Genomic DNA, 23,313 nt, shown 5'->3' on the forward strand with positions numbered 1-23,313 from the left:
GCCCTGACGAAGGACCCCGACTACCGCTACCAGTCGGCCGACGAGATGCGCGCCGACATCGAGGCCTGCCTGGACGGCCAGCCCGTCGCCGCCGCCGCCCTGAGTGTCGTGGCGTACGCGGGCCAGGGAACTGCCGGTGTCCACCCTGCGACCGATTGGGACGCCTCGACCCCTACCGCGGCACCGCCGTCGATGCTGCCGCCGTCGAACCCGGACGACGGCAGTTTCGGCTACGCCGAGCGCCCCACCCCGCAGCGCAAGTCCAGCACCTCCACGATTCTGCTGGTCACGGCCGGCGTCCTCGTCCTGATCGGCGCGATCCTCATCGGCCGCTGGGCTATGACCGACGGTGCGGAGATCGAGGGTGGTGCCAAGGGCGCCGACGTGGGCAGCCAAACCGTCGCGGCTCCCGACTTCGTGGGAAAAAGTCGAGAGGAGGCTCAACAACTAGCCGCGGAGGGGGAGGTGAAGCTCTCCTTCGACGAGAAGCCCTGTGAGGACCAGGCCAAAGGCAACGTTTGCACCCAGAATCCCGAGGCCGGCACGGATGTCACGAAGGGCGAGACCATCGCGCTGGAGATGTCGACCGGTGCGCCGAAGGTCGCGGTACCCGGCGTGATCGGACTGGATGCGGAGGAGGCCAGGAACAAGCTGGAGGCTGATGCGTACGCCTTTGAGGTGAGGACGCAGAGCCGGGTGTCTCCCGAGACGGCGGGCACGGTGCTGGAACAGGACCCTGTCACCGGCACGGAGGTGGAAAAGGGGACGGCGATCACCCTCGTCGTCGCCAGGACTGAGCGGAAGCCCAAGCCGCAGCAGAAGGCCACAGTCCCGGACGTCGTGGGGATGACCTGCGAGGCGGCGAAGGCACAAATGGCGGCGAACTCCCTGCTCGGCGTATGCACCGAGCAGGAGACCGGAGACCCGAACAGAAACGACAAGGTCGTCTCGACCACGCCGGGAGCGGGTCAGCGAGTAGAGGAGAACTCCACGGTGCGCCTTGTCGTCGGCGGGTCGCCGCCCGACGAGCAGGTCACGGTCCCCGATGTCAGCGGCCAGGACCTCAGGAGTGCCCAGAGCAAGCTTCGGGCCACCGGGCTGGAGGTCGGCGAGATCACCGGCTCGCACGATCTCCGCTCCCGTGTCCTCGGCTCCACCCCGCCCCCCGGCACCCAACTCGACAAGGGCACGGAGGTCGACCTGTTCACAGCCAACCGACGCGACGGCGACGACCAGGACGAGAGAGAGCAGTAAGCACTGGTCACGGCTCCGTCACCTCGGCGACCTGCTGTGGCTGTACTCACCATGCTTCAGTCGCTCCACCTCACCCGGTCGCGAACCGCAGGTCAGGGTGTTGGGACGTCTCGGGGTTGCTCCCAGGACGGCGCACACCGGCCATGAACGGGGACCGCCCGGGAAATGATCAGAATCCTGAGCGGGGGGTTGCGTGGGACTGTGCCGCCTGTGCAAGGCTGCCGAGATGACGACGGAGAAAGACAGGGCCCGGGGCGCGGGTGAGGAACGCCTGCTGTACGGGTGCATGGGTCTCGGAGGTGCTTGGGACACTACTCCGTACGGGGTGGCGGACATCGACCAGGCCGAGGCCGCGATCGAGGCGGCGCTCGGCATCGGCATCACCGTGTTCGACCATGCCGACATCTACCGGCACGGCAAGTCCGAGGCGGTGTTCGGCGAGGTCCTCGCCCGCGCACCTGGACTGCGTGAACGCATCGTGCTTCAGACCAAGTGCGGCATCCGCCTGGCCGACGGCGATCTACCCGGCATGTACGACCTGCGCGGTGAGCATATCGTGCGCCAGGTTGAGGCCAGCCTCGGCCGCCTGCGCACGGACGTCGTCGACGTCTTGTTGCTGCACCGGCCGGACCCGCTGGCCGACCCCGACGACATCGCCCGCGCGATCGATTCGCTGCACCGGCAGGGACTCGTGCGCAGCTGGGGGGTGTCCAACATGAGTGCCGCCCACATCTCCCTGCTGCAGTCCCGTCTGGATGTCCCGCTGATCGCGAACCAGTTGGAGATGAGCCTTGCCCGCCGGGATTGGGTAGAGGCGGGCGCGCTGGTCAACACCGCTGAGGCGTCGTCCGTAGGCTTCCCGGAAGGAACCATCGAGTACTGCCGGGCGAACGGGATCCAGCTCCAAGCGTGGGGCGCACTGGCACGGGGCCGTTTCACAGGCCTCCAGGAGACGCCTGAGGAGCGGGCGACGGCTGCGTACGTCTCGGCGCTCGCCGACTCGAAAGGCACCACCGAGGAGACGATCCTGCTTTGGTGGCTGCAGCGGCATCCGGCGCGCATCGCCCCCGTGCTGGGCAGCACCCGGCCGGACCGCATCCGCGCCTGCGCCGACGCGGCTGGGCGCGCACCGGAGCTCAGCCACGAGGAGTGGTACCGCCTGTGGATCACGGCACGGGGCGCCGCGCTGCCGTAGCCCAGGGGACGGGCACCGGTCGTAGGGTCACCTGGCCGGGCGGTGCCGCTCAAGGGAGCCAGTCCTCCGCCAGCGTGCCGGCAGCAGGTCCCGACGCTGCAGCGACGCGGAGCGGGATGGACCGGGGTGCCCTCTCAGCTCAGGTCGTTGCGGACGATCTGGCCGCCCTTCATGACGAATCGGACGTCGTTGTAGGTGGTGGGGTTCTCGGGGTCGCCGGTGACGGCGATGAGGTCGGCGTATTTGCCGGGGGTGATGGAGCCGATGCGGTCATCCCAGCCCATGCACTCGGCGCTGGTGAGGGTGGCTGCGCGCAGTGCCTGGAGAGGTGTCATGCCCCATTCGCACATAGTGGCGAGTTGACGTGTTTGCAAACCGTGCGGGAAGCAACCGGCGTCAGTGCCGAACCCGATCTGCACCCCTGCCCGAACCGCCTTCGCGAAACTCTGCCGCTGCCGCTCGGTCGCCGCCTCGTTCTTGGCGAGCTGTTCGTCGTCGAACGCCTGCGAGTTCTCCGCCAGCCAGTCACTCCACCAGATGTCGGCGGACAGGTATGTGCCATGGTGCAGCATCAGCTCGATGCTTTCGTCGTCCAGTTCCGTGCCGTGCTCGATGGAGCGGACACCGGCCCGGATCGCCCATTTGATGCCCTCGGTGCCGTGGGCGTGGGCGGCGACGTATGCCCCGTACCACTGCGCCTCCTCCACTGCGGCCCGCATCTGTTCCTCGCGCAGCTCGGGGGCGCCGGGAACGGTGCCGGGAGTGAGCACGGCCCCCGTGGCGATCAGCTTGATGACGTCGGCGCCGCCGGTGAGCAGTTCCCGCACCCGCTCGCGGACATCAGGTACATCGCGCACCGCGCCGAACCGGAACTCCCGGGGCAGTTCGATGCCCGGGGCGAGGCCGGTGATCATGCCGCCCCCGGTGGAGACACCGATATACGCTCCCGCGACCGCCATACGCGGCCCGGGCACGACACCCCGGTCGATGGCGTCGCGCAGCGCCACGTCCACGAAGGCGTGGAAGGCACCGACGTCCCGGACGGTGGTGAAACCGGCGTTCAAGGTGTCGCGGGCGTGCGACACCGCGTCGAGCGCCAACTGAGCTCCGGACTGGCGCAGTTCCTGCATGAAATCGCCACAGGCCGTAGGACCCACCAGGTGGGTGTGCAGGTCGACCAGTCCGGGGGCGAGTGTCGCCTCACCAAGGTTGATCAGCCGCAACCCCTCGGGTACCGGTTCGCCGGCCGGCCACATGGCCGTGATCCGCTCACCCTCGACGACGACGATGCGATCGGACAGCACTGCGCCCGCCTCGACGTCCACCAACCGCGCGCAACGCAATGCAACGGCCATCCGCTTCCTCTCTTCTCCTCCGGCGCACAGGACACCGTGGTCAGCGACCGACCCACAGCCGGTCGTAGTAGGTGCCGGTCTCGCCCCGCATCTGGTAGTTGTGGATCTCCGGCCGCCTGGCGCCAAGGAAGTTCATGTTGGCGAGGAACACCGCGGGCGCGTCCCGGACGAGTTCCTCCTCGACCTGCGCCAGCAGCGAGTTGGCCGCTTCGACGGTGCGGCTCCTGCGGGCCTTGGCGGTGAGTTCATCCACCCGGGAATTCTTGTAGCCGGTGTAGTTGTAGGCGGCGTCAGAGGTGTAGTTGGACGACACCATCTCTGCTGCGCTGTTCAGGGTGAGGTAGAGGCGGCTGCCGTACATGTCGCCTTCGCCCTTCGCCGTGATCTGGTCGAAGGCGGGCTGGCCCATGGGCCGCAGGTCGATGTCTACGCCCACTTCGGCCAGTTGCTGTTGCAGCACCTGGGCGAGCAGCGGCCACGGTTCCTGAGTGCCCAGGGGGAAGTCCAGCTTCAGGCGTCCGACCCCGGCCTCGCGCAGGAGGGCGCGGGCTCGGTCCGGATCGTAGGTGTAGGGCTTCGCCGTGCGCTGGTACCGGTCGAGGCTCTTGGGGAAGGGGGAGCCCCACGGGTCGGACAGTCCGAAGGTGACGCGCATGAGTTGTTCGCGGTCGACCGCCCAGTTCAGGGCCTGCCGTACGCGTCGGTCGCGCAGTTCCGGGCGTTTGAGGTTGAGGGCCAGCCACTGGGTGCCGCGGACCGGCACGGGGTGGACGAACCTCCCGCGGGTCCCGGTGTCCGCAGTGAAGCGGGCGGCCTGGCTGGCGACAAGCCCCTCGCCCAGGACGTCGACGCTGCCGCCGCTCAACTGGAGCGACTGCATCGCGTAGTCGATGCCCCAGCGGTACTCGACGGTGTCGATGAACGGGGTGCCCGGCAAAAAGTAGCCTTCGAAGCGCTGGAACGTGGCCTGTTGGCCCTTGCTGTCGTAACGCGTGATGCGGAACGGGCCGGTCCCGACGGGTGTGCGGCCGAAGGAGCTGCCGAGGCGGCGGATTTCCTCGGTGGGTAGGGCGGCAGTGTAGGGCTGGCAGAGCAGGGCCAGCATGAGAACGTCCGGTTCGGCCAGCCGGATGCGCAGGGTGTGGGAGTCGAGGGCCTTCAGTCCGCTGACCTTCTTGGCCTTCTTCTCGTAGAACTTCTGCGCGCCCTCGATCCCGAAGAGATAGCTGGCTGCCCAGGATGCGACATCTGGGTCGAGGACGCGGGTCCAGCTGTCCACGTAGTCCTGGGCGGTGACCGGGCGGCCGTTGTGGAATCGAACGTTGCGGCGCAGCGCGATCGTGTACGTCAGGCCGTCCTTCGACACCTGCGGCAGGGTTGCGGCGGCGAGCGGGGCGGGACCGCCGTTTTGTCCGGCGTAGCTGTAGAGCGGGGCGTGCAGGACCGTTGAGATGGCCTCCCAGCTGTGCAGGTCCCAGCCGATCGCGGGGTCGTAGGACTGGGCCTCCGTCGCCCAGGCCGTGATCACCTTGCCCCCGTAGCGCGCGCCGGCCGGATCGCCGGGGCCGGGACCCCACCGGGTGACATGGGCTGCAGGACCGAGCCGCGTGGGGCGCGGATCCCTGGTGCAGCCGCTCAGCAGCACACCGGCACCCGCAGCCGTGCCGGTGGCCAGGACCTGTCGTCGGGTGGGGGTGTGCAGCGGTCCAGCCATGGTGGTCCTCTCGTGAAACCGCCGTGCGACGGCAGAGGGGGCGGCGGCGTGCGGGGTGTCGGTCGGTCGCGGCTGTCCGGAGTGGAGGGCGGGTGCCCGGATGCCCGGGACGCCACGAGGGAGGTGGGTGGGAGAGGCGGGCGAGCGGCGGCGGTCGCGCGTCCTGCTCGGGCCGGATGCGCGCGGCCTGGGCGGGTGCCGTCACCGCCCCTCGACGGTCGTCGAGTTGCAGGGAACGTAGCTCCGCCAGATCGGCCATGTCAACGATGCAGGCCATCTGTATTGACCGATGCGTCAGTCGAAATGCGGAGGTGAGGGAGGATCGGCACCGGGGGGTGCCGGACGCTGAACACCTGGTGAGAGAGTCGCCGGCGATCATCGAACCCGTTCCATAAGCACGTAGCCGCCCGCTTCTCCGGCCACTCGATACCGGTTCGCAGGGAGGAGCTCGCGAGCGTAGCCGAGGGGGCCCCGGCCCGGGTGGGGTCGTTGTCCATCCGGCCGAGCAGCTGGGTGCTGCGCGCACGACGGGCAGGGCCGCGAACGCGAACAGCGCGGCCTGGGCGATCAGCAGGGTGACGGGTGTGGGGGGCAGCCGGTAGGCGGGGGCCAGGACGGAGTGAGTGGCGTACACGGCGAAGAGGATGACGGCCGGCAGGCGAGAGTCGAGGACGTGTGTTGCGGGCTGCCGACGGGCCCGTAGCCGGTCAGGGAAGGGGCCGCGTGTCGCGCACCTGGGAGCGGGCGGACTGTCGAAGCCGATGCCGCGGGCGGTGCCTGTATCGGTATCGACGGGGTTTCCTCGGCGAGTGGCAGGAAGCCAGGTCCACGCACGGGCTGCTCCCTGGAGGTTCGGGCCGGTTCGCCTTCGACGGCAGGGGCGGGGCGTTCCGGCCGGGCGCTGCCGTGGAACCCGTGGCGGTGCCCTGCGCCGGACACCGCTCCCATACGAGCACGTGCCGGGCCCGGGCCCGGGCGCGGGCGCTAACGGCCGCGCGGGTGCATGCCCTGGGTGGGCCCTTGCGGCAAAGTCGCAGGTGAGCCGCTGTTGATCGAGCGGAAGAGGACGGGGCGGGGCGTCTACCGTTGCAGCCGCATCCGGTGCAGTGCTCAACCAAGGTGCGCAGTGCGCACACGGGTGCGTGGCGCATGTCGGCCAGTCACTGGCGAGCAAGCCGGTGCTGTCGGCCGGGGAGGTGCCGGATCGGGGAACACCGAACCCGGGAAGCCATGGGGTGTCGGCATCCGCGGCGCCGGGCGCGGGCGGCGGCCGGGCCCACCGGGGGAGCGGCCGTACCGTTCACCTGATCCCCCAGGGCCCGGGTGAGCATGATCTTGACCGTCCCCACGGGTGCGCCGGTCTGGAAAGCCACCTGCTCCACGGTGAAATCGCACAGGGGCGCAGCACTGGAGGGTGCCTGGACCGTGCCACGAGAGGCGGGAACGCGGCGGGGTGCCGTGGTGCGCAGGGACTGTAGGGACCGGGATCCGGAATTGGGCTACCCGCGAGTAGGTTTGACGCAGGAATAGTTGAACCCGGTCCCTTCAGTCCCTCACCGGGTCCGAGGGGTATCACCCGCCGTAGGCGGCAGCTCCTCTCGTCCCCTAGCCACGCAAGACCTCCGATGCTCGGTCGGCCTGCTCCGGTGCTGGCGGCGGTTCTGCCCGCCACGGCTCGGCGCCGTGGACGAAGGGGTCCAGCGAGAGGACGAAAGCGGTGAAGAGCAGGACGAAGACGGGGCCCGTGAGCAAGGGAAGCAGCGTCGGTACCGAGGGGTGGCCGTGCATCTGCCCGGCTCCGCCCGCGGGGCGGTGACTCAGGGCGTACAGGGCCGTGTAGTGGGTCCCAGTGACCGAGACCGCCAGGACGGGACCGGCGACGATCGGCCCCCGGGCAGGCCGTAAGCGCACCGCCACCCAGAACGCGGCAGTGGCGGCCGCGATCGCGACGACCACGGAGAGGACGACCACGGCCCGGTCGGTTGGCAGACGGCCGGCCGTGTGCACGGCGCTCATACCCGCGAAGTGCACTATGGCCGCGCCCGCACCGGTGATCAGCCCCGCCGCGCCCAGCCCCGCCGGGCTCCGTCCGAAGTAGCCGACGACGAACAGGCCCGCGCCCACTACGGCGATCGTGACGCCGAGTCCGAGGGCCGCCCGGTCCTCTGCGTACGTGAGACGCGTGTCGTCGATCCCGAAGCCCATCATTGCGACGTAGTACGCGATCCACATGCCGCAACCGATAGCCGCCGCGCCGAGCACGAGCCAGCCCGGCCTGAAACCGGACCGTGGGTCCAGAGCCCGTGTCAAACATCTGAGCCCCAAAGTCGAGCCCAGCGTCGCCATCACGAAGGCGGCGGTGGGCGTGACCGCTCCGTACGTGAATCCGTCTATTTCGCCGACCATGCATCTCACTTCCGACTCGCGTGCAGAGTAGGAGACTTTCGCGGGGGCGTGACCGGATCAAGCTGGAAGTGCCCTGCGTGGAGGATTGATCAGTCTTTTGAGTAATCGGTTTGCCGCCCCCGGCTGCGCCGTCACCGCGCACCTTGCAGAAAGGTAGGAAAATCACCTGCCTCGGGCGCAACATCCCTTCTGCCATATGGAGCCCGCGACCGGTTGCCGGGCGGCAGACCAGAGCCCCGAAGGCGTCCGGCGACCGGTCGCGCCACAGATCTTCGGGATTCCCGTAGCGGAGCATCCCCACGAGGCGCACATGGGGACGTAACTCCGCACCGAGCACGGAATTCGCCGCCGTAATGATCTTGTTGTTGCCGGCCTGGGGCACGGTCGCCTGCTGTGGCGAGGACAAATCCGTCGCCGGTCGCAAGGTCAAGCAGTAGACCCGCAACTGGGGGAGCAGCCCCAGGTCCCGGACGATGTCGCACATTCCGTTCTGAAAAAGCCAAGAAGGTCGCGGTGATTCGCGGGAGGTTTCGCCTAGCCGGCGGTGAAGTTTTCGCGGACGATCCGGAACTGGAGCGGCTCAGCCTCGAGGGTCGGGAGTGCCACGCGAGAACGCTGTACGGCTCCTGACTCCATGGACGCCCTGCAGAAAAGCATCCGGGCAAGGATCGAGCGCTGGCGGCCTGCGAAGACGGCGCACCGGAGGAACCGGGAAGCCGCGTGGCGGCGGCGTCCACCGCGGGTCCTGCTGGTCGCCGTCGCACCAGGACTGGTGCTTGCCATAGCACTCATGGTCACGGCCCACCTGCGTGACACCACGCCCGAGCCGGTGACCCGGCAGAAGCCGCGCTCTGCACGCAGCGGACTGTGCGCTGCTACCTGGCGACCGAATCCCCGACGGGCGGTGACGTGCACCGGCTCGAGTGTGGTGGCCCGTCGCGAGATCGACGGGCGACCACGATCCGTCCATTGCCGTTGCCCGATACCTGCACACGGAGCACGGGACGAGGCCGACGGTCAGCTCCGGTCAGCCGCGACCGCGACTGACCGGAGCGCCCCGGGCAGCCCGCCGGATCCACGGGACGCGAACGGCCGGCGTGCTGTACCCGTGCCGGATCCTGCCAGCGGGCCGGAACGGGCACCCTGGAGTTTCCGCCTAGTACGGCCCCGCGGCCCATCCGGCGCTGCGCTGTTGGTCGGCGCGGGCGATGGCGCGCGCGAACTCCTCGCAGAAGAGTGGGAACCAGTCGTGGAAGAGATCCTCGACGGCGCCGCGGTAGTCCTCCGTGCCGGTCAGCCCGGTCTTGAGCAGCCTGCCGTCAAAGGAGACGCACTCGCCGAAGTACCAGGAAAGGCAGTCAAGGAAGCCGTCCTCGAGCGGATCGGGGGAGGCGGACAGGGAGAACCCACGGGCGAGCCGGAACCGCCGCCAGTACTCATCGAAGTCGGGAACCTGGGACAGCTCCTCGCGCCATGGTTTCGCGAGGAGTTCCCACGCGGCCCTTGACTGCATCAAAACTCCTCCACACGGGACGGGCGTTGACAGTGGATCGCGCCTGTTCACGACAGCAGCGAGAAGAACTCCAGCTCCGCGACGGTCACGTCCTTGCCCTGGTCGGAGGGGTAAACGTCGGTGATCTCGATGCGCACGGTCTTGATGCCCGTGGCATTCCTCAGCGGGAACTTCTGCGGCTTGGCCGTGTCCTTGAGCTGCAGGCGCATCTGCTTCTCGTTGGTGAAGGTGAGCAGCATCTGGCGGGGACGGCCGTGCTCGGTGAACGCGTCGCCCGCGCCGGCCGTGACGATGAGCTGGTCGAGCGCCACGACGCGGTCGAACTCCACCACCAGGGTGGCCTTCTCGGTGCTCCTAGGGGAGGAGCGGGACGCGAACGGAGCAGCCCAGTACGTCGCGGTGTTGAGATCCACGAGGTCATCGGAGGCGCTGCCTTTGACGGAGTCCTCGGTGCGGATGCCGGACGGCCGCACGGGGTCGTACCGGGACTCCAGGAAACCCGTCGCGGTGGCCCGCAGGGACGCCGCATGGTCGTTCACCGTGTTGCGGAAGGGGGCGTACGTGGCGTACAGCATGCAGGACACGCAGAGGACGACGCCTGCGACAACCCTCACCTTGGCCCACAGCGAGGCGAACGCACCGCTGGGGGCGGGGACCGGTTCGCTCGGCTGACCGGTCAAGCTGTCCAGTGGGACGACTCTGGGGCCGCGACGCCGGCGCAGCCAGTGCCACCAGGGGGTGCGGGCGACCTGAGCTTCCCGCAGCTCGTGCCCGCAGCGGGCGCAAAACCGACGACTGGGAGTGTTGCCCTGCCCGCAGTCGCCGCAGATCAGATCGCCCGGGCGAATCGTGTTGCTGCGGAGCGTGGGCCGGTGCCGCCGGGTGGGGCGGGGCTGCGGAGTCTGTGGAAGGACGACGTCTGGTTCGCTGTCTAGCAGATCCTCGTCGTCGGCCGATGCGCCGGGGGGCAGCGGCACGATGAGGGCGGCGTCCCTGTTACGCGCCGACGCGGCCGGCGGCACGGTCGGCAGAGGTGCGGTGTCGTCCTGCTGCGGCGGAACGCCGGACCTGGGGGAGCCACCGAGGCCGGGGGGGCGTGGGGGTGCGCTGGGGCCGGGTGGGGTTCCGAGGCCGGGGGGGCGTGGGGGTGCGCTGGGGCCGGGGGAGCCACCGAGGCCGGGGGGGCGTGGGGGTCCGCTCGGGCCGGGGGAGCCACCGAGGCCGGGGGGGCGAGGGAAGGCGCCGTGCGGGGGGACATCCACCGGGGCACCGGTCGCCGGTGGGTTGATCAAGCGCGCCGTACCCTGGACCACCCTGCGGAGGAGGGGGGCCGGGGGAGCGGAGGCGGCCTGTTCCGCCTCCTCCCTGACCTCCAGGGAGATCTCCGGAGCCGTACGCGTGCCCGACCATTCCAGAAACGCGCCGCAGGACCCGCAGAAGTCGTCGGCGTCGTAGTTGCGTCCCCCGCAGCGGCGACAGACGATCATCGGCGTACCACCTCCGTGCGATACGGCACATGGGCCGGCATGCACTGCCGCGTCAGCGCCTCCAGGTCGACGGCGCCCGGTTCCCCGTCCCCCGTCACCCGGATCACCACCGCTTCCGGCAGGTCCTCGGGGAACACCCCGCCGGGTGTTCGTGAGGTGAACACCCCGCCTGAATCCAACAGTTCCACCCCGCCGCCGGTCGCCATCGCCAGTTGCTCACACACACCGGCGACGGTGCCGCGGGTACGGTGCGCCGTCAGCGCCTCCTGCGTCGCCGCCCGTTGCCGCGGCATGGGCCACTTCTCGTCCAGCCGCGCGCCAAGCCGCTCCGCCAGCCACGCCAGGAAGTCCGGTGGGGTGAGCCGCGGGTCCAGATACGCGTCGAGACAGTCGAGCGTATTGACGACTGGTGCGATCACCTCGTCCCAGCCCGCCGTCAACCGCACCGTGAAGGGGTCCTCGCGGAACACTCCGGGCAGCAGGTCTGCCAGGGAGTACGGGCTGCCCAGCCCCTCGACCGCCGCCCTCACCGCCGCTCCTCCACCCGGATGTGATGGTCGTACGAGACCACCAGACTATTGGGCGGCAGATCGATCCGCCGGCTCTCCTGCCCCCGCTCGCCCGTCACCGGGTTCGCAGCGAACAGCCGTACGTCGTCGACCAGATCGACCCCGGGCACCCGCTGCAGCAGCGCGAAGATCTCACCTACCTGCACCGGCCGCCCGAACGGCCATCCGGTGCCCCGCGGCCCGCCGCCCGGCAGCGGATCGAGGAACCGGTACAGGGCCTCCTCAGCGTCCTTGCGCACCCGGTCCCCGGTGGCCCGGTGATGAGCCGTCATTCGCGCCACAACGGTGACGCCCCGGTACAACGGAGGCTCGATCATCACCCGGGTCCCCACCAGCCGCGCCCGCTCCAGTTGCTCGGCCACCCGGTCCAGGGTCCGCTGCGCCGGCACCAGATGCTCCAGGCGCACGCGCTCACCGGCCGGCGCGGCCGGCACCACCAGCAGCCGGACCGCCCCGGGCCGTTCGTCGGGCTGCAGCCGCACCCGCGCCAGTTCCGGCGCGGCCTGCTGCGCCATCGACTCGAAGTCATCGGCCGTCACTGCCCGGCTGCTACTGCGCAGCACCAGCGGGGCCCGTGACACCGCCTCGGTCAACGTTTCCCCGTCGGCCCCGCCCCGCGCCGCGGCGCGGTTCTCCACCCCGGCGACGAAGGGCAGCGACGACAGCAGCGAACGCACCGCGCCCGCCGGGACATTACCGCCGGCCCCACCGCCCACCGCGAAGCGGCGCAATCGGACGGCGGCGCCGTCCACTGGCACCGCCCCGTATCGGCGCAGGCTTCCATCCGACTGCCGAACGGCCGGGCCCAGCAGCACCTCGCAGGCCATCGCGTCCAGCACGAAGTGCCGGTCCTCGGGCCCGCTGCCGGAGAAGTCGTCGACGCGGTTCCAGGTTTCCCACTCGGGATCGTCCCCGGGCGGGGCGATCTCCAGGACGGGGTCGCCGTACGGGGCTAGGACCGGGCCTCGCGGGAGGGGGAACCGCTGGCCGGGGACCCCTTCCGCATCATCGAGGTACTCCCGGTCGACGACCTCGACGTGGCTGGCCGGAACCGTTACGCCGACCGTCACCGTGCTCAGGGCGTGCACCACGGGACTGGAGGTATAACCGGGCAGTCCGGGTGGCGGGTCCACGACCCGCGCCCGCAACCAGGCCGCCGTTCGGCCGCCGAGCACGGCGATGTCGTGCGCCTCGGGCACGTGCACGACGATGTCGCCGGCCCGGTTCAGGCCGCCCGTCCCGTCCTCCGACACCTCGCACGCTGACCACTGCGAGCCGTCATAGGCCTCCCAAGCCAGCGGCGGCGCCTCGGGGTCGACGCCCACGCCGTCGATATGGCCCTCGAACCCCACGCGGACCGCGCAGCCCGGTACGGCTCGCTCCAGACCGAGCAGAAGGGCGTCCCCGGCGCGCGGTGGCGTGCCGAACGCGGCGAAGGGGGCGCGCACGCCCTGCGCGCCGAACTCCCGGTCCCGCGGGCCGTCGTCACCGTCCGCCTGGGTGAGCATGTGGGCAAGTCGGGCGGGCACCATCGTCGCGTCGTGGTCCGTGGAGAAGGTGACCGCCTTCTCGGTCTCGCTGCGCAGCGTGGCGACGCGGGTGCCGCCGCGCACCATCAGTGCTGCTTCGGTGACCGGTGACGTCGACCAGAACGTGACCGGCGTGCGGGCCGCGGCGGGCGGCAGCAGCCGCAGCCCGATCAGATCGAGAAACTTCACGTACAGCCGGTCGGGCACCTGGTTGAGCCGGTGGATGATCTGGTCCGCCATCATCGCAAAGGCCTCCACCAGGGTGCTGCCCGGCTCGGACGGGTTGTGATCGGTCCACTCCGGGCAACGCCGCGCGATCAGCCGTCTGGCCTCGTCCATGAGGTCGGTGAAGCGCCGGTCGTCCAGGTCGGGGGTGGGCAGCACGATCTACCGTCCTTCCGTGTCCGGCCCGGCGGACAGATCGTCGTCGTCCGGCATCGCGTAGAACGGGAAAACCATGTTGCGCGGGTCGTCGGAATCCCGGGGCGTGTACGTGATCTCGATGTTCACCAGGGTGGGGCGGTCCGTGTCAGGTCGTGCCCGCACGGCCTGGACGGTGATGCGCGGTTCGCAGGCGGCGAGAGCCGAGGCGACCTCGCGGGCCAGGGCGTCGAGGGTGTCCGGATCGGTTCCGGCGAACACGTAGTCGCGCAGTCGCGATCCGAACGCGGGGAGCATCGGGCGTTCGCCGGGATAGGTCGTCAGGATGAGCTTCATGGACTGCTCCAGCAGCGCCGTTCCGCTGACCGTGCGGATGCCGCCGCCGACGCCCGCGCCAAGTGGGAATGCCCAGCCCGTACCGATGTGGTCATTGTTCACCGCAGCCGTCCTCCCGGACGTCAGTTGAGTTCGATTTTCGAGCCCTTGATGGCGACGGTGCCGGAGCTCTCGATGCTGATGGAGGTTCGTGCGCGCATGTTGAGTGAGGCGCCGCCGTCGATGGTGACCTGACCGCCGGCACCGGCCGAGATGTCGACGGCGCCCCCGTCGCCGCAGTCGATGTGTATTCGGCCGGTGGCGGCACCGCCGCCCGGAGCAGCGGGCCGACAGGTCAGCGTCACCGTCCCCGCGGCCTTGTCGACGGCCAGGCCGAGCGAGCCATCGCCGGTCCCGAGCACGACCGTGGAGATGTCGGCCGGTCCGCCTCGGCCCGCCGGCACCTTGTCGTGGAAGGCGAGCATGTTCCCGGTCGGCGAGACGATGCCGCGGCGTACGACGTCTGCGGTCCGGCCCGTCGCCTCCACCGCCGGCCCGCCGGGCGTGTACGCACTGGCCTCGCCGAGAACCCCGCCGACCACGTACGGGCGCCGCGGATCGCCGAGTTCGAAGCCCAGCAGGACCTGGTCCCCGACCTCGGGCAGCAGCAGCGCCCCGGCCCGCCGGCCGCCCCCGGCCTGCACGACCGGCGCCCAGTCCGTCTCGTGATCGGGGGCCAGCCACGGCAGGACCACCCGTACCCGGCCCTTTCCCACGGGGTCATTTACGTCCGTCACCACACCGCATACCAGGCCGGGCACCCGGGGCGCTTCGTGGGCGGCGCCGGACGGCATGGTCAGCGCGAGCAGGGTGCGGTCCGCCGGGGTGCCCAGCTCCAGGTGGGTGCGGTAGCCGCCCTCCAACTGGTCGAACACATGGCGGGCCGCGCTCACCGCCCACGTGCCGGCGAAGGGCCGGGGCGGGCCGGTCACCCGCACCGTCGCGCCCGCCCGCAGCCGCGGGTCGCCCCAGACCGTCGCCTGCGCCTCGGCCAGGCTGCCCGCCAGTCGCTGCGCCGGGCCCTGCAGCGCCTCAGTGGATGCGGCGGTGATTGCGCCGCCCGACGCCGGGGAGGTGCCAGTGACGATGTGCCCGCCGGCACTTGGGGCCGGACCCAGCGTCGACGCGGCGGGGGCCGCCGCAGGTGCGCTCCGGCCGCCGACCGCGGCGAGCGTGTCGGCCACGTCCGCGTGGGTCAGGGCCACGGCCGCGTGGGTGGTGTCCGCCTGGGTGGAGACCGTCCGGGCGCGCAGCGGATCCCATACCCGCATCTCCGCTTCGGGCACCAGCGCGGCCCCTGTCACCCGGGGCCGGAACGCCCTGAGGTTGTGCTGCAGTTTCAGGGTGACTGGCGTGCCGCCGGCGCGGCCTGGGCCCGGCCGGAAGAAGAACCCGTGCTCGTCGACCCCGAATTCGTAGCCGATCTCCCGGCAGCGCCAGGCGAGGAAGTCCCAGTCGGTCTGGTTCATCTGCCCCAGGTGCGTGTGGGAGGTGCGGGTGGGCTCGATCCGGCCCACGGGCAGGCCGGCCTCCCGCGCGATGTTGTCGGCGATGTCGGCGTCGGTCATGTTCACGAACGTCCGTACGCGTGAGCCGCGTTGCAGTCGGTGGCTGCGGTCGTAGGCGCGGACAGTGGTGAGTACGGTCAGGTCCACGCAGTCCGCCTCGATGGCGGTGACCTCGCCCGTCCCGACAGGCACAGGCTCGGCAGCGCCGTTGGGCAGGCCCCACACCTCGATCCGGCTGCCGAAGGCGATGCCCGCCTGGTCCAGGATGTCGGCCCCGTCGTCGCGGAAGGTGACCTCGATCATGGTCGGTGCGTTGCGCCGGCTGTCCACCACGGTGCGCAGCACCCGGCTCTGCAGGTCCTCGGCCAGCGGGCGGGCTGTCTGACCGCCTACCCGGATCGACGGGGAGGGCGCGGGGGGTGCGGTCGGCGTGCTCATCGGCCCGCCAGCTTGCCGGCCATGCTCCGCGTGGGGTCCTGGCCGGTGGCCGGGGTGCTGGTGGGGGAGAAACCGGCGGGCACACCGGGAGTCACCGCCGTCGGCACCGCGCCGGCGCTCGCCGGTGCCGCCTCGGCCCGGCCCAGGACGTGCAGGGTGAGGTTGCGGATCTCCGCGCGGATGGGTAGCCCGTCGCGTGTGAACCGGGTGTATGTGCAGTCGAAACGCATCAGTTCGACCGAGTAGTCGAGCCCACTGCCCGCGGAGCCCCACTGGAAGGTCAGACGCTCGCGCTCGCCGGACATCGCCTTTCCGTCCGGCGCCTGCTGCGTCTTCTCCACCACCCACTCCAGCAGCAGGTCGACCCTGCTCCCGATGTCCGTGCCGGTGAGGACGAGCGTCGACATGATGAGCCGGGTGGACCCGCGGGTGACCATCGCCGCCACCAGGCTGTGGTCGTGCTTGCTGTCCCGCCCGATCGGGTCGGTCAGCCCTTCGGCGTTGTGGGACAGACTGATCTCGGTCGGGTTGTACTCGAACGTGAAGTCGTTCCCCTTCGTGTCCCGCAACATCCCCTTGGTGACGTTGCGCTGCAGGGAACTGCCGGCCGGCACGGTCACCGCGCCACCCCCGAGAGATCACCGGAGTGCGCGAGGAATCCGCTGTGCTCGAACGACAGCCGCTCGATTGCTACGGAGTTGCTGCGCGCGTCGAGATCGGGGCCCGTCCACTCCGTGGGCACGGCTCGCTGGAGCACCCAGCCGGTGACGAGCGCGCCCTGGTGGTCGAACAGCCGGATCGTCACGTCCTGCCCCTGGTACGCCCCGGCTCGGCCGCCGTCGTACTCGTAGCCGGTCCAGCGCGCTGCCACGGCAGCCAGCCATGCTTGAAGCCGGGGTGAGTCGGTCTGCGTCATCATCCGTTCCAACGTGACCGTGCTGTACGTGACGCGTTCGGGCAACAGCGTGCGCTCGCAGTACTGGCCGCCCTCCAGGATCTCCTTCGAGCCGAACGAGACCTGAAGCCCGCGGCACGAGGCCCACAGGCCGAGGTCGATGTCCCGCTCGTCCAGCGTCACGTGGAAGCGCATCGCGAGACCCGGGCGTAGACGGTCGCCTGCGGACGGGGCTGGGCGGCCGGGGACGGCCCCCGGCTCAGAGCTCGAAGCGGAGCCCGGGGCCGGGACGGTGGTGCCGGGGGGTGCTGGTGCAGTGGTCACGGGGAACCTCGACTGGGTCAGTACGCGGGGGAGGGGGAGAGGGGGGCCGGGCCGGGACTGGCCGGTGCGAAGTCGTCGTCCAGGAAGCCGCTGTGCGCCAGTTCGAGGGTCTCCATCGCGACGCCTCCTCCTGCCGAATCGAACCCGTCGATGCTCCAGGCGGCCGGGAAGAACTCCTTGAGCTGCCAGGTGACGGTGGGCCGGTTCTCCCAGTTCATCAGGGCGATGGCACCGGTCAACGGCACACTCCGGCGGGACGTCTCGGTGAGCCACTCCTGCACGGTCTGCGAATCCCGACACGCGGCCCGGGTGAGCCGGATGTGCTCGTACTGCGGCACGCCCGGGAAGACGAACGGTTGGTTCCAGCGGTCACCCGAGCGGTACTCGGCCACCTGCCAGGTGACGTGCAGACCGGAGGCCGTGGCCCAGGTGCCCAGTTGGTAGCGGGAATGGTCGATGGCGACAGCGAAGCGGTGGGCCATGTTGACCGACCCGAAGAACGTGTCGTCGTCCACGGCCAAGCCGCCCGCGGCAGGACGCTTGGGCATCGTCTGCTCCCTTCTCTCATTCCGCCGGTTCGGTCGTCTCAGGTGCGGGGGACCAGCAGGCCGTTGCGTTCGCGGTCCACGACCAGCTCACGACGGAGTCGCGCGAGCACCCGGTCGTGCAGCCGCCCGGCCAGGGCGTCCAGGAACGCCGGGTCGTCCATGTGGCCGATGGGACGCTGTCGCCGGTGCGAGGCCAGCAGGTCTATCAGGGCGGCCCACTCGGGGGTCTGATCGAGCGGGACGTCTCGGCCGTCCCGCGATCCACGCCCCCCGCCCGATCCAGAACCGGTTCGTGGCGGTGACGGGGCCGCCCGCTCTGCCGCGAACTCCGAGGGGAACACGGTCGCCGATGCGCCGGTGAACGGACCCATGGGCAGCGTCCTGGCGGGGACGGAACCGAGCGAGCCGTCACCACCGTCGCCCTGTGCGCCCCATGAGGCGACCGGCGCCGGTGGGGAGACCCGGTGCAACAGCGTATTGCGGGTGCGCCCCGCACCGAACCACAGTTGTGCCGCGCGCGCACGGGCATTGCCTGACGGTCGGCTGAGGACGAGCTCCTCCGGGGGCAGCATGCCTCCGACCGCGATCAAGGCTGGGTACGGCACCGCCATCTCGTGCCGTGCTCCGGTCACGGACGGGGTGATCGTGGCGGCCTGCCGCTCTGTCTCTTGATCGTCCTGCCCTGGGTGACGGATCGCGGAGACGGTCGGTGGGGACGTCGGCACGGGCCGGTGCGGCGGCGCGTACGACAGGGCGGCCCGGGTCGCGCCGACCGGTCCCGGTGCGTGCGACGGACTGAGCGGTGGGGCGGGCGTTGGTGCGGATGAGGAGGCGGGCGACGGCGGCGCGTCACCGCGGCGAGCCTCCGCCGGGCCTGGCAGGCGCACCGCTGGAATCGCTTCCCCGAGGGGCCCGGCGACATGGTGACCACCGGGAGCTCCGTCCGCCATCGCCGGCTCGGAGGCCGGTGGGGCGTATGCCGCGTCGGTCATGGGGACCGGCGGTGTGGACGGTGGTGCGTCGGTCATGGGGACCGGTGGGGCGGACGGTGGTGCGTCGGTCATGGGGACCGGTGGGGCGGACGGTGGTGCGTCGGGGCCCGAGTGGTCGTTGGGCGTCTGAGGGTGTGCTCTGGGAGCGTGAGGGCCCGAGTCTTGGGTGCGTGTGTGGAGGCCCGCGTCTTCGACGGAGGGCGGCGCAGCCATGGACGGGATCGGCGCCGGCGCGTGAGGGGGTTTCCCTGTCCCGGGAGCGGTCGGGAGCGGGGAACGGGAAGGTGTTGTCGGTGGGGTTTCCGGCGGCGGCTGGGGCCGGCCCGACGACTGCTCGGGCTCATCCGTGGCGGGACTCGCCGCGCTCGTCCCCGTTCCTGCCGCGTCGGCGGCGCGCTGCTCCGGCTCCGTCACCAGGTGCGGGGAGTGAGGGAATGAGGCGTCGCCGCCCGGTGACGGCACGGCGCCTGCACGGTGCCGCTCCGGGGACGGGCCGTCGTCGGCCGTCGTCGATGTGGTTGCTGCGTGCTCCTGCGGGAAAGTGCGGTGGGACCCTCGGCCACGGTCACGAGAGGCCAGCCGCAGACTCCAGGCGGCCTCCCACCCGTATGGGCCCGTGGATGCCCGGGAGCTGCCTGGCTCCGTGTTGCCGCCGGGGCGGCGGCCGTCGGGATCATCGCCGCTGTCGGAGGTGCCTGACGCCGCCGCTCGCCCAGTGGCCGCCGCGGAATCGCCCGCCGCCGAGAGGGCGTCGGAGGAATCCGTGCCGGTTGCCTCGACGGCTGCAGTCCGGGGTGCGGCTTCTGCGTTGTCCGGTCTCGCCGCGCCAGTGCCTTCCGGGAAGCCGGAGGCGGGCGGAGCCGGGGGCATCGGTGCCGCTGGCTCGGGTGCGTTGGGCAGGGGTGGGGCCGGGGAAGCCCCCGGGACCCCTGGCGCCCGGGCGCGTCCGTAGTCCTGAGGGTGTCGCCGCGGACGTCGCGCCCCGGACGCACCTGAAGACGCACCGGCTCGATCCCCGTGACCCGGGGCTCGGGCCGCTGGGGCATGGAGGGCCGCCGATGGATGGGGGGCAGCCGGAACCGTGGGAGGTGTCGAGACCGGGGACGACAGCGGGACGGCCGGAGCCGGCGCCCACGGAGCGCGGGTCCGAGGGTTCGGCCGGAGGGCTTGTGGCGTAGGGACGGTCCCTCCGCTCGCCTCAAGCGACGACGCCGGGTCCGTCGCGCGGCGCGCCTGGATGAAGGAAGGGAGGTCCTCCTCCGCGGCAAGGCGTTCCAGCAGCCAGGCGGGGCGGAACGCATCCAGTTTGCGGTCGAACTCCGAGCGGGAGCGCACCGGCGGGGGTGTGACGGGCCGGGGCGGGCCGACCCGGTCGTCCGTAGCACGCGTCAGGGCCGGCTGCTCCTGAAGCCCGACATCCGGCACCGCGGCAAGCCGGCGGACAACCCGGAGCGGCAACACCGAGCCACCGCTTACCTGTTGACCCGAAGCCTCTCCAGAGCGCGAGCCAGAATCCACCACGAAACGCGAACCCGGCAACGAGGCCGACTGCGAACCCGGCAAGGGAGACGGCCGCGTACCCGTCGACCCCAGGGCCGTTCCCGGCACCGCACGGGATCCCGGAACCGAGGTCGGACCTGAACCCGACGCCGGGCCCGGGACCGAGACCCCCACCGGATGCGAGTCGGACACCGAGGCCGGTGCCGGACGGTGTCCGGGCAGCCGCCACCTGCGGCTTCCCGGCTCCGGCGGACTCACCACCGGTACCGCCAGGGCGTCCACCCGCCCTGCCGGGACGGCCGTGACGTCTGCCGTCTCCTCGGGCCCGCCGTCCGCGAAGAGGGCCCGGCCGCGTCCGGAGCGGACGGCCGGCCTCGCATGGATGAGCGGGCGCGTGCCCGCCCGGGCTACCGCTTCGCGGCCCAGCGCTGACACCGTCCACGGCGCGCATGCCAGCGTCGGACGCATGGCGGGCCCCTGCATCCACGCGGGAACGCCGCCCGAGGCCGCCGGCCGGCGGGACGAGCGCCGGCCGCGCCACCGGGTGAACACCTGCCTCCACGACCACGGCACGGGCCGTCTCCTTTCTAAGGGCCTGACACCGGACGCATCTCAGGCGTCCGGGTCGTCGGGTGGGGCGGAGATCCGCTGGTTGATCCGACCGATCTCCTCGATCACCCGCTGTCGTGCCGGGTGCTCCAGGTCGAGGACCGAATCGGCGGACCAGTGAAGGTAATAGGCGACGTAGACGACTTCCTCCCAGAGCCGGTCGGTCGTGTACGTCAGGATTCCCCCGGTGCCTCACCCGCCACGTCGACGAGGAAGCGGTGCTCGCAGGACGGACAGTGCACCTCGGCCTCGGTACGACCGTCCTGGTTGATCCTCCGGTAGAGGTCTTGGAGGAACGCCAGGTCGGAAGCGAAGAGGTTCTCGATCGTGTCGGCGGTCACGTCCGTCATCGAGCCGAGCCGCGTGAGGGTCCGGCTCAGCAGAAGCACCGTCAGATAGGCGGGATTCTGCTGCACCTTGGAGTCCGACTGAGGCGCGATTTCGTCCCGGGCCGTGGCGAGCCGCATTACGCCCTCCCGGTGCACCCGGCCTTGTGGATCGACGTATCCGCGAGGTAGGACGAACGGGTACTCCGTCCGCATCGTCTGCCCCGTCACTTCGGCAGTGCGGCTCACGTCGGAATGACTTCTTCGCAGGTGAACGTCACGGTCTCCAGGACGATCTCGGACGCGCCGGCCTTGAGATTGCCGATCTCGATCTTGCTGGGCCATGCGTTGATCAGCCGGTAGGTGGCCTGGGGCTGACCGCTCGCGTTCTGGAGCTCCAGCGTTCCCGTCATCCGCGCCCCGGGGTTGCCCGCCCGGACCATGCCGTGCCACGCCATCAGATGGCCGGTGCCGTCGACGCCGCGCTTGAGGGTGACTGTGGGTGGCTTGGTCTTGCCGAACTGCTTGGTGTGCACGACCGCCCCGGTCCGGGCGTCGGCGGCGATGTACTCCGTGGGCTCCACCTCGCTCGTGATGCCGCTCAGTTCGGAGAAGTAGGACGGAGCGGTGCCGTCGAAGCTCACCACGAAGCGCGCCGCGGAGATCGCCTGGGGTATGCCCGATACGCCGGTAGGCATGGTCATGGTCTACTGCCCTTCTACTCGTTGCTCTCAGCGCCGGGTGTGTACTGAGAGAGCCGGAACACCACGAACTCGGCCGGCTTGACCGGGGCGATGCCGATGTCGATGGTCAGCAGGCCGGCGTCCCGATTCTCGGGAGGGTTGTTCTCCTCGTCGCAGCGGACGAAGAACGCTTCGGCCGGACTGCGGCCGAACAGTGCCCCGCTGCGCCACACGCGGGTGAGGAACGCGGTGACCGTGCGGTTGACGCCCTCCCACAGGTAGCGGTCGTTGGGTTCGAAGACGACCCAGTTCGTGCCGTCAAGGATCGACTTCTCGATGTAATTGAACAGGCGGCGGACGTTCAGATAGCGCCACTCGGGGTCGCTGGAGAGCGTGCGGGCACCCCAGACGCGCACTCCCTGACCGGGGAACGTGCGCAGGCAGTTCACGCCGATCGGGTTGAGGATGCTCTGCTCGCCCTTGGTGACGGCGACGGCCGGGGACAGCACGCCGCGCAGCGCCTCGTTCGCCGGTGCCTTGTGCACGCCGCGGGTGGCGTCATTGCGGGCCCACACACCCGCCACGTGCCCGCTGGGCGGGATCGTCGTGGCCCGTTTCTCCACCGGGTCCATGACCTTCACCCAGGGCCAGTACAAGGCGGCGTACTTGGAATCGAATCCGGAGTACTCCATACGCCAGTCGCGTGCTTGCTGGGCCCCCATCCCGGGCAGCGGGTCGATGATCGCGACGCGGTCACCCATGGTCTCGCAGTGGCCGATCAGGGCGAGCTGCACGGCCTTGACGGCCTCGGCGTCGAGATCACCCCTGTGGTAGGCCGACATCAGGTCCGGGACCGCGACCATGGTGATGTCGTCAATGGCCTCCAGACCGGCGAGGCCGGAGCGGGCGGCAGTGTCACCGATGTAGCGGCCTGCATCCAGCTCCCCTGCACGGGCCGGCTCGGTGCCGCCGCGTCGTGCCACCGCGGTGGGCGGGCTTGGGACGAGTGACGCCTTCGCGCCCCTGGCGGGTCGGGCGGGCGCGGTGCCCTTGACGTCCTCCAGCGTGATCAGGGCGGACTTCTTCAGGGCGGTGCCCACAAAGGACGAGCCGCGCTTGGCGGAGACATTGTCGTACTCCTCGACGACCTTGCCGTCGCGGCGCACCACCAACTTGAAGGCCTCGTCGTCGCCGTCGGCACCGGTAGCGTCCTCGACCTCGACGACGACCGGCCCGCCGGGTGGGGCGCCGGTCGCAGCCAGGGCGACGGTCAGCGCGGGCCGGCCGCCGGCGCCCGCCAGTTCGCCACGGGACGGTGGGGTGTGCGCGGCCAGAGACGCTCCTGGGCCGGTGTCGGCGGTGGAGCCGGAAGTGTCCGTGCCAGTGCCAAGGCTGATGACGTATGCGTTGCCGCCGCCGTTGAGGAAGTAGCCGTACACGCTGTGCGGCAGGTACGCGCCGGCCGTGAACTCCCCGAAGACGTTGGTGTACTGGGTCCAGCTCGTGACCAGGACGGCCTCGTCGACGGGACCCTTCTCGGTGAAGCCGATGAACGCGGCGGTCGCGGTTCCGACACCCTCGATCGGCTTGATGCCCGAGGACGTCTCCTCCACGAAGACGCCCGGGGTCAGATAGTTCGGCACACGCTCCTCACTTTCCTGTGGGACGACTCACGGTTTCACCCGCCCGGTACCGGGTGAGAGAGCGATCAG

Annotated in this window: 19 protein-coding genes; 2 read left to right on the forward strand and 17 right to left on the reverse strand. The window is 70.7% G+C overall.

Annotated elements, in window-relative coordinates; translation table 11 throughout:
• Positions 1–1,254: Stk1 family PASTA domain-containing Ser/Thr kinase (locus tag ACZ4M5_RS31805; RefSeq protein WP_467742030.1), on the forward strand; the 1,254-nt coding region annotated here is incomplete at its 5' end.
• 226 nt (positions 1,255–1,480) lie between these two features.
• Positions 1,481–2,449, forward strand: a complete 969-nt coding sequence (locus tag ACZ4M5_RS31810; protein ID WP_467742032.1) for an aldo/keto reductase — start codon at positions 1,481–1,483, stop codon at positions 2,447–2,449.
• Between the two features lie 134 nt (positions 2,450–2,583).
• Here ACZ4M5_RS31810 and ACZ4M5_RS31815 read toward each other — a convergent pair whose 3' ends face one another.
• The 17 genes from ACZ4M5_RS31815 to ACZ4M5_RS31895 all read right to left on the reverse strand — a co-directional run bounded on the left by ACZ4M5_RS31815 (position 2,584) and on the right by ACZ4M5_RS31895 (position 23,244).
• The gene (locus ACZ4M5_RS31815) at positions 2,584–3,804 is read right to left on the reverse strand and encodes a metal-dependent hydrolase family protein (RefSeq protein WP_467742034.1); all 1,221 of its coding nucleotides are present in this window, start codon (positions 3,802–3,804) and stop codon (positions 2,584–2,586) included.
• A gap of 40 nt (positions 3,805–3,844) precedes the next feature.
• The gene (locus ACZ4M5_RS31820) at positions 3,845–5,518 is read right to left on the reverse strand and encodes an ABC transporter substrate-binding protein (RefSeq protein ID WP_467742036.1); all 1,674 of its coding nucleotides are present in this window, start codon (positions 5,516–5,518) and stop codon (positions 3,845–3,847) included.
• A gap of 1,605 nt (positions 5,519–7,123) precedes the next feature.
• Positions 7,124–7,924, reverse strand: coding sequence for an MHYT domain-containing protein (locus ACZ4M5_RS31825; protein ID WP_467742038.1), 801 nt, complete (start codon positions 7,922–7,924; stop codon positions 7,124–7,126).
• Positions 7,925–9,080: 1,156 nt separating this feature from the next.
• The gene (locus ACZ4M5_RS31830; protein ID WP_467742040.1) at positions 9,081–9,437 is read right to left on the reverse strand and encodes a hypothetical protein; all 357 of its coding nucleotides are present in this window, start codon (positions 9,435–9,437) and stop codon (positions 9,081–9,083) included.
• A 47-nt stretch (positions 9,438–9,484) separates the two neighbouring features.
• Entirely contained in the window at positions 9,485–10,117 is a 633-nt protein-coding gene (locus ACZ4M5_RS31835) for an NADase-type glycan-binding domain-containing protein (protein ID WP_467742042.1), read from the reverse strand.
• Positions 10,118–10,920: 803 nt separating this feature from the next.
• Entirely contained in the window at positions 10,921–11,454 is a 534-nt protein-coding gene (locus ACZ4M5_RS31840) for a phage tail protein (RefSeq protein WP_467742044.1), read from the reverse strand.
• Entirely contained in the window at positions 11,451–13,406 is a 1,956-nt protein-coding gene (locus tag ACZ4M5_RS31845) for a putative baseplate assembly protein (protein ID WP_467742046.1), read from the reverse strand. The genes ACZ4M5_RS31840 and ACZ4M5_RS31845 overlap by 4 nt, the downstream gene beginning before the upstream one ends.
• A 3-nt stretch (positions 13,407–13,409) precedes the next feature.
• Positions 13,410–13,841: a GPW/gp25 family protein gene (locus tag ACZ4M5_RS31850; RefSeq protein ID WP_467742048.1), complete on the reverse strand. Its 432-nt coding sequence runs from the start codon at positions 13,839–13,841 to the stop codon at positions 13,410–13,412.
• Positions 13,842–13,861: 20 nt separating this feature from the next.
• Positions 13,862–15,724: a VgrG-related protein gene (locus tag ACZ4M5_RS31855; protein WP_467742050.1), complete on the reverse strand. Its 1,863-nt coding sequence runs from the start codon at positions 15,722–15,724 to the stop codon at positions 13,862–13,864.
• Positions 15,721–16,344 carry a CIS tube protein gene (locus ACZ4M5_RS31860; protein ID WP_467742052.1) on the reverse strand — a complete coding sequence of 208 codons (624 nt, stop codon included), beginning with the start codon at positions 16,342–16,344 and terminating at the stop codon, positions 15,721–15,723. The genes ACZ4M5_RS31855 and ACZ4M5_RS31860 overlap by 4 nt, the downstream gene beginning before the upstream one ends.
• Positions 16,341–16,814 carry a phage tail protein gene (locus ACZ4M5_RS31865; RefSeq protein WP_467742054.1) on the reverse strand — a complete coding sequence of 158 codons (474 nt, stop codon included), beginning with the start codon at positions 16,812–16,814 and terminating at the stop codon, positions 16,341–16,343. Before ACZ4M5_RS31865 ends, ACZ4M5_RS31860 begins: the two co-directional genes overlap by 4 nt.
• Positions 16,815–16,960: 146 nt before the next feature.
• Positions 16,961–17,491, reverse strand: coding sequence for a phage tail protein (locus ACZ4M5_RS31870; protein ID WP_467742056.1), 531 nt, complete (start codon positions 17,489–17,491; stop codon positions 16,961–16,963).
• 38 nt (positions 17,492–17,529) lie between these two features.
• The gene (locus tag ACZ4M5_RS31875; protein ID WP_467742058.1) at positions 17,530–17,652 is read right to left on the reverse strand and encodes a hypothetical protein; all 123 of its coding nucleotides are present in this window, start codon (positions 17,650–17,652) and stop codon (positions 17,530–17,532) included.
• A gap of 2,943 nt (positions 17,653–20,595) precedes the next feature.
• A complete protein-coding gene (locus ACZ4M5_RS31880) occupies positions 20,596–20,772 on the reverse strand; it encodes a DUF6760 family protein (RefSeq protein ID WP_467742189.1) in 177 nt (58 codons plus the stop codon).
• Positions 20,766–21,263, reverse strand: a complete 498-nt coding sequence (locus tag ACZ4M5_RS31885; protein ID WP_467742060.1) for a hypothetical protein — start codon at positions 21,261–21,263, stop codon at positions 20,766–20,768. The genes ACZ4M5_RS31880 and ACZ4M5_RS31885 overlap by 7 nt, the downstream gene beginning before the upstream one ends.
• Positions 21,164–21,616 carry a phage tail protein gene (locus ACZ4M5_RS31890; protein ID WP_467742062.1) on the reverse strand — a complete coding sequence of 151 codons (453 nt, stop codon included), beginning with the start codon at positions 21,614–21,616 and terminating at the stop codon, positions 21,164–21,166. The genes ACZ4M5_RS31885 and ACZ4M5_RS31890 overlap by 100 nt, the downstream gene beginning before the upstream one ends.
• A 20-nt stretch (positions 21,617–21,636) precedes the next feature.
• Positions 21,637–23,244 carry a phage tail sheath family protein gene (locus ACZ4M5_RS31895; RefSeq protein ID WP_467742064.1) on the reverse strand — a complete coding sequence of 536 codons (1,608 nt, stop codon included), beginning with the start codon at positions 23,242–23,244 and terminating at the stop codon, positions 21,637–21,639.
• Between the last annotated feature and the right edge of the window lie 69 nt (positions 23,245–23,313).

Source organism: Streptomyces sp. NPDC026246, assembly GCF_055567995.1.

Bases quoted from the DNA above. Each gene is read 5' to 3' on its own strand.
- ACZ4M5_RS31810 (WP_467742032.1), top strand. From the start codon at position 1,481: ATGACGACGGAGAAAGACAGGGCCCGGGGCGCGGGTGAGGAACGCCTG.
- ACZ4M5_RS31815 (WP_467742034.1), bottom strand. From the start codon at position 3,804: ATGGCCGTTGCATTGCGTTGCGCGCGGTTGGTGGACGTCGAGGCGGGC.
- ACZ4M5_RS31820 (WP_467742036.1), bottom strand. From the start codon at position 5,518: ATGGCTGGACCGCTGCACACCCCCACCCGACGACAGGTCCTGGCCACC.
- ACZ4M5_RS31825 (WP_467742038.1), bottom strand. From the start codon at position 7,924: ATGGTCGGCGAAATAGACGGATTCACGTACGGAGCGGTCACGCCCACC.
- ACZ4M5_RS31830 (WP_467742040.1), bottom strand. From the start codon at position 9,437: ATGCAGTCAAGGGCCGCGTGGGAACTCCTCGCGAAACCATGGCGCGAG.
- ACZ4M5_RS31855 (WP_467742050.1), bottom strand. From the start codon at position 15,724: ATGAGCACGCCGACCGCACCCCCCGCGCCCTCCCCGTCGATCCGGGTA.
- ACZ4M5_RS31865 (WP_467742054.1), bottom strand. From the start codon at position 16,814: ATGCGCTTCCACGTGACGCTGGACGAGCGGGACATCGACCTCGGCCTG.
- ACZ4M5_RS31870 (WP_467742056.1), bottom strand. From the start codon at position 17,491: ATGCCCAAGCGTCCTGCCGCGGGCGGCTTGGCCGTGGACGACGACACG.
- ACZ4M5_RS31875 (WP_467742058.1), bottom strand. From the start codon at position 17,652: ATGGACGACCCGGCGTTCCTGGACGCCCTGGCCGGGCGGCTGCACGAC.
- ACZ4M5_RS31885 (WP_467742060.1), bottom strand. From the start codon at position 21,263: ATGGCCCAGCAAGATCGAGATCGGCAATCTCAAGGCCGGCGCGTCCGA.
- ACZ4M5_RS31890 (WP_467742062.1), bottom strand. From the start codon at position 21,616: ATGCCTACCGGCGTATCGGGCATACCCCAGGCGATCTCCGCGGCGCGC.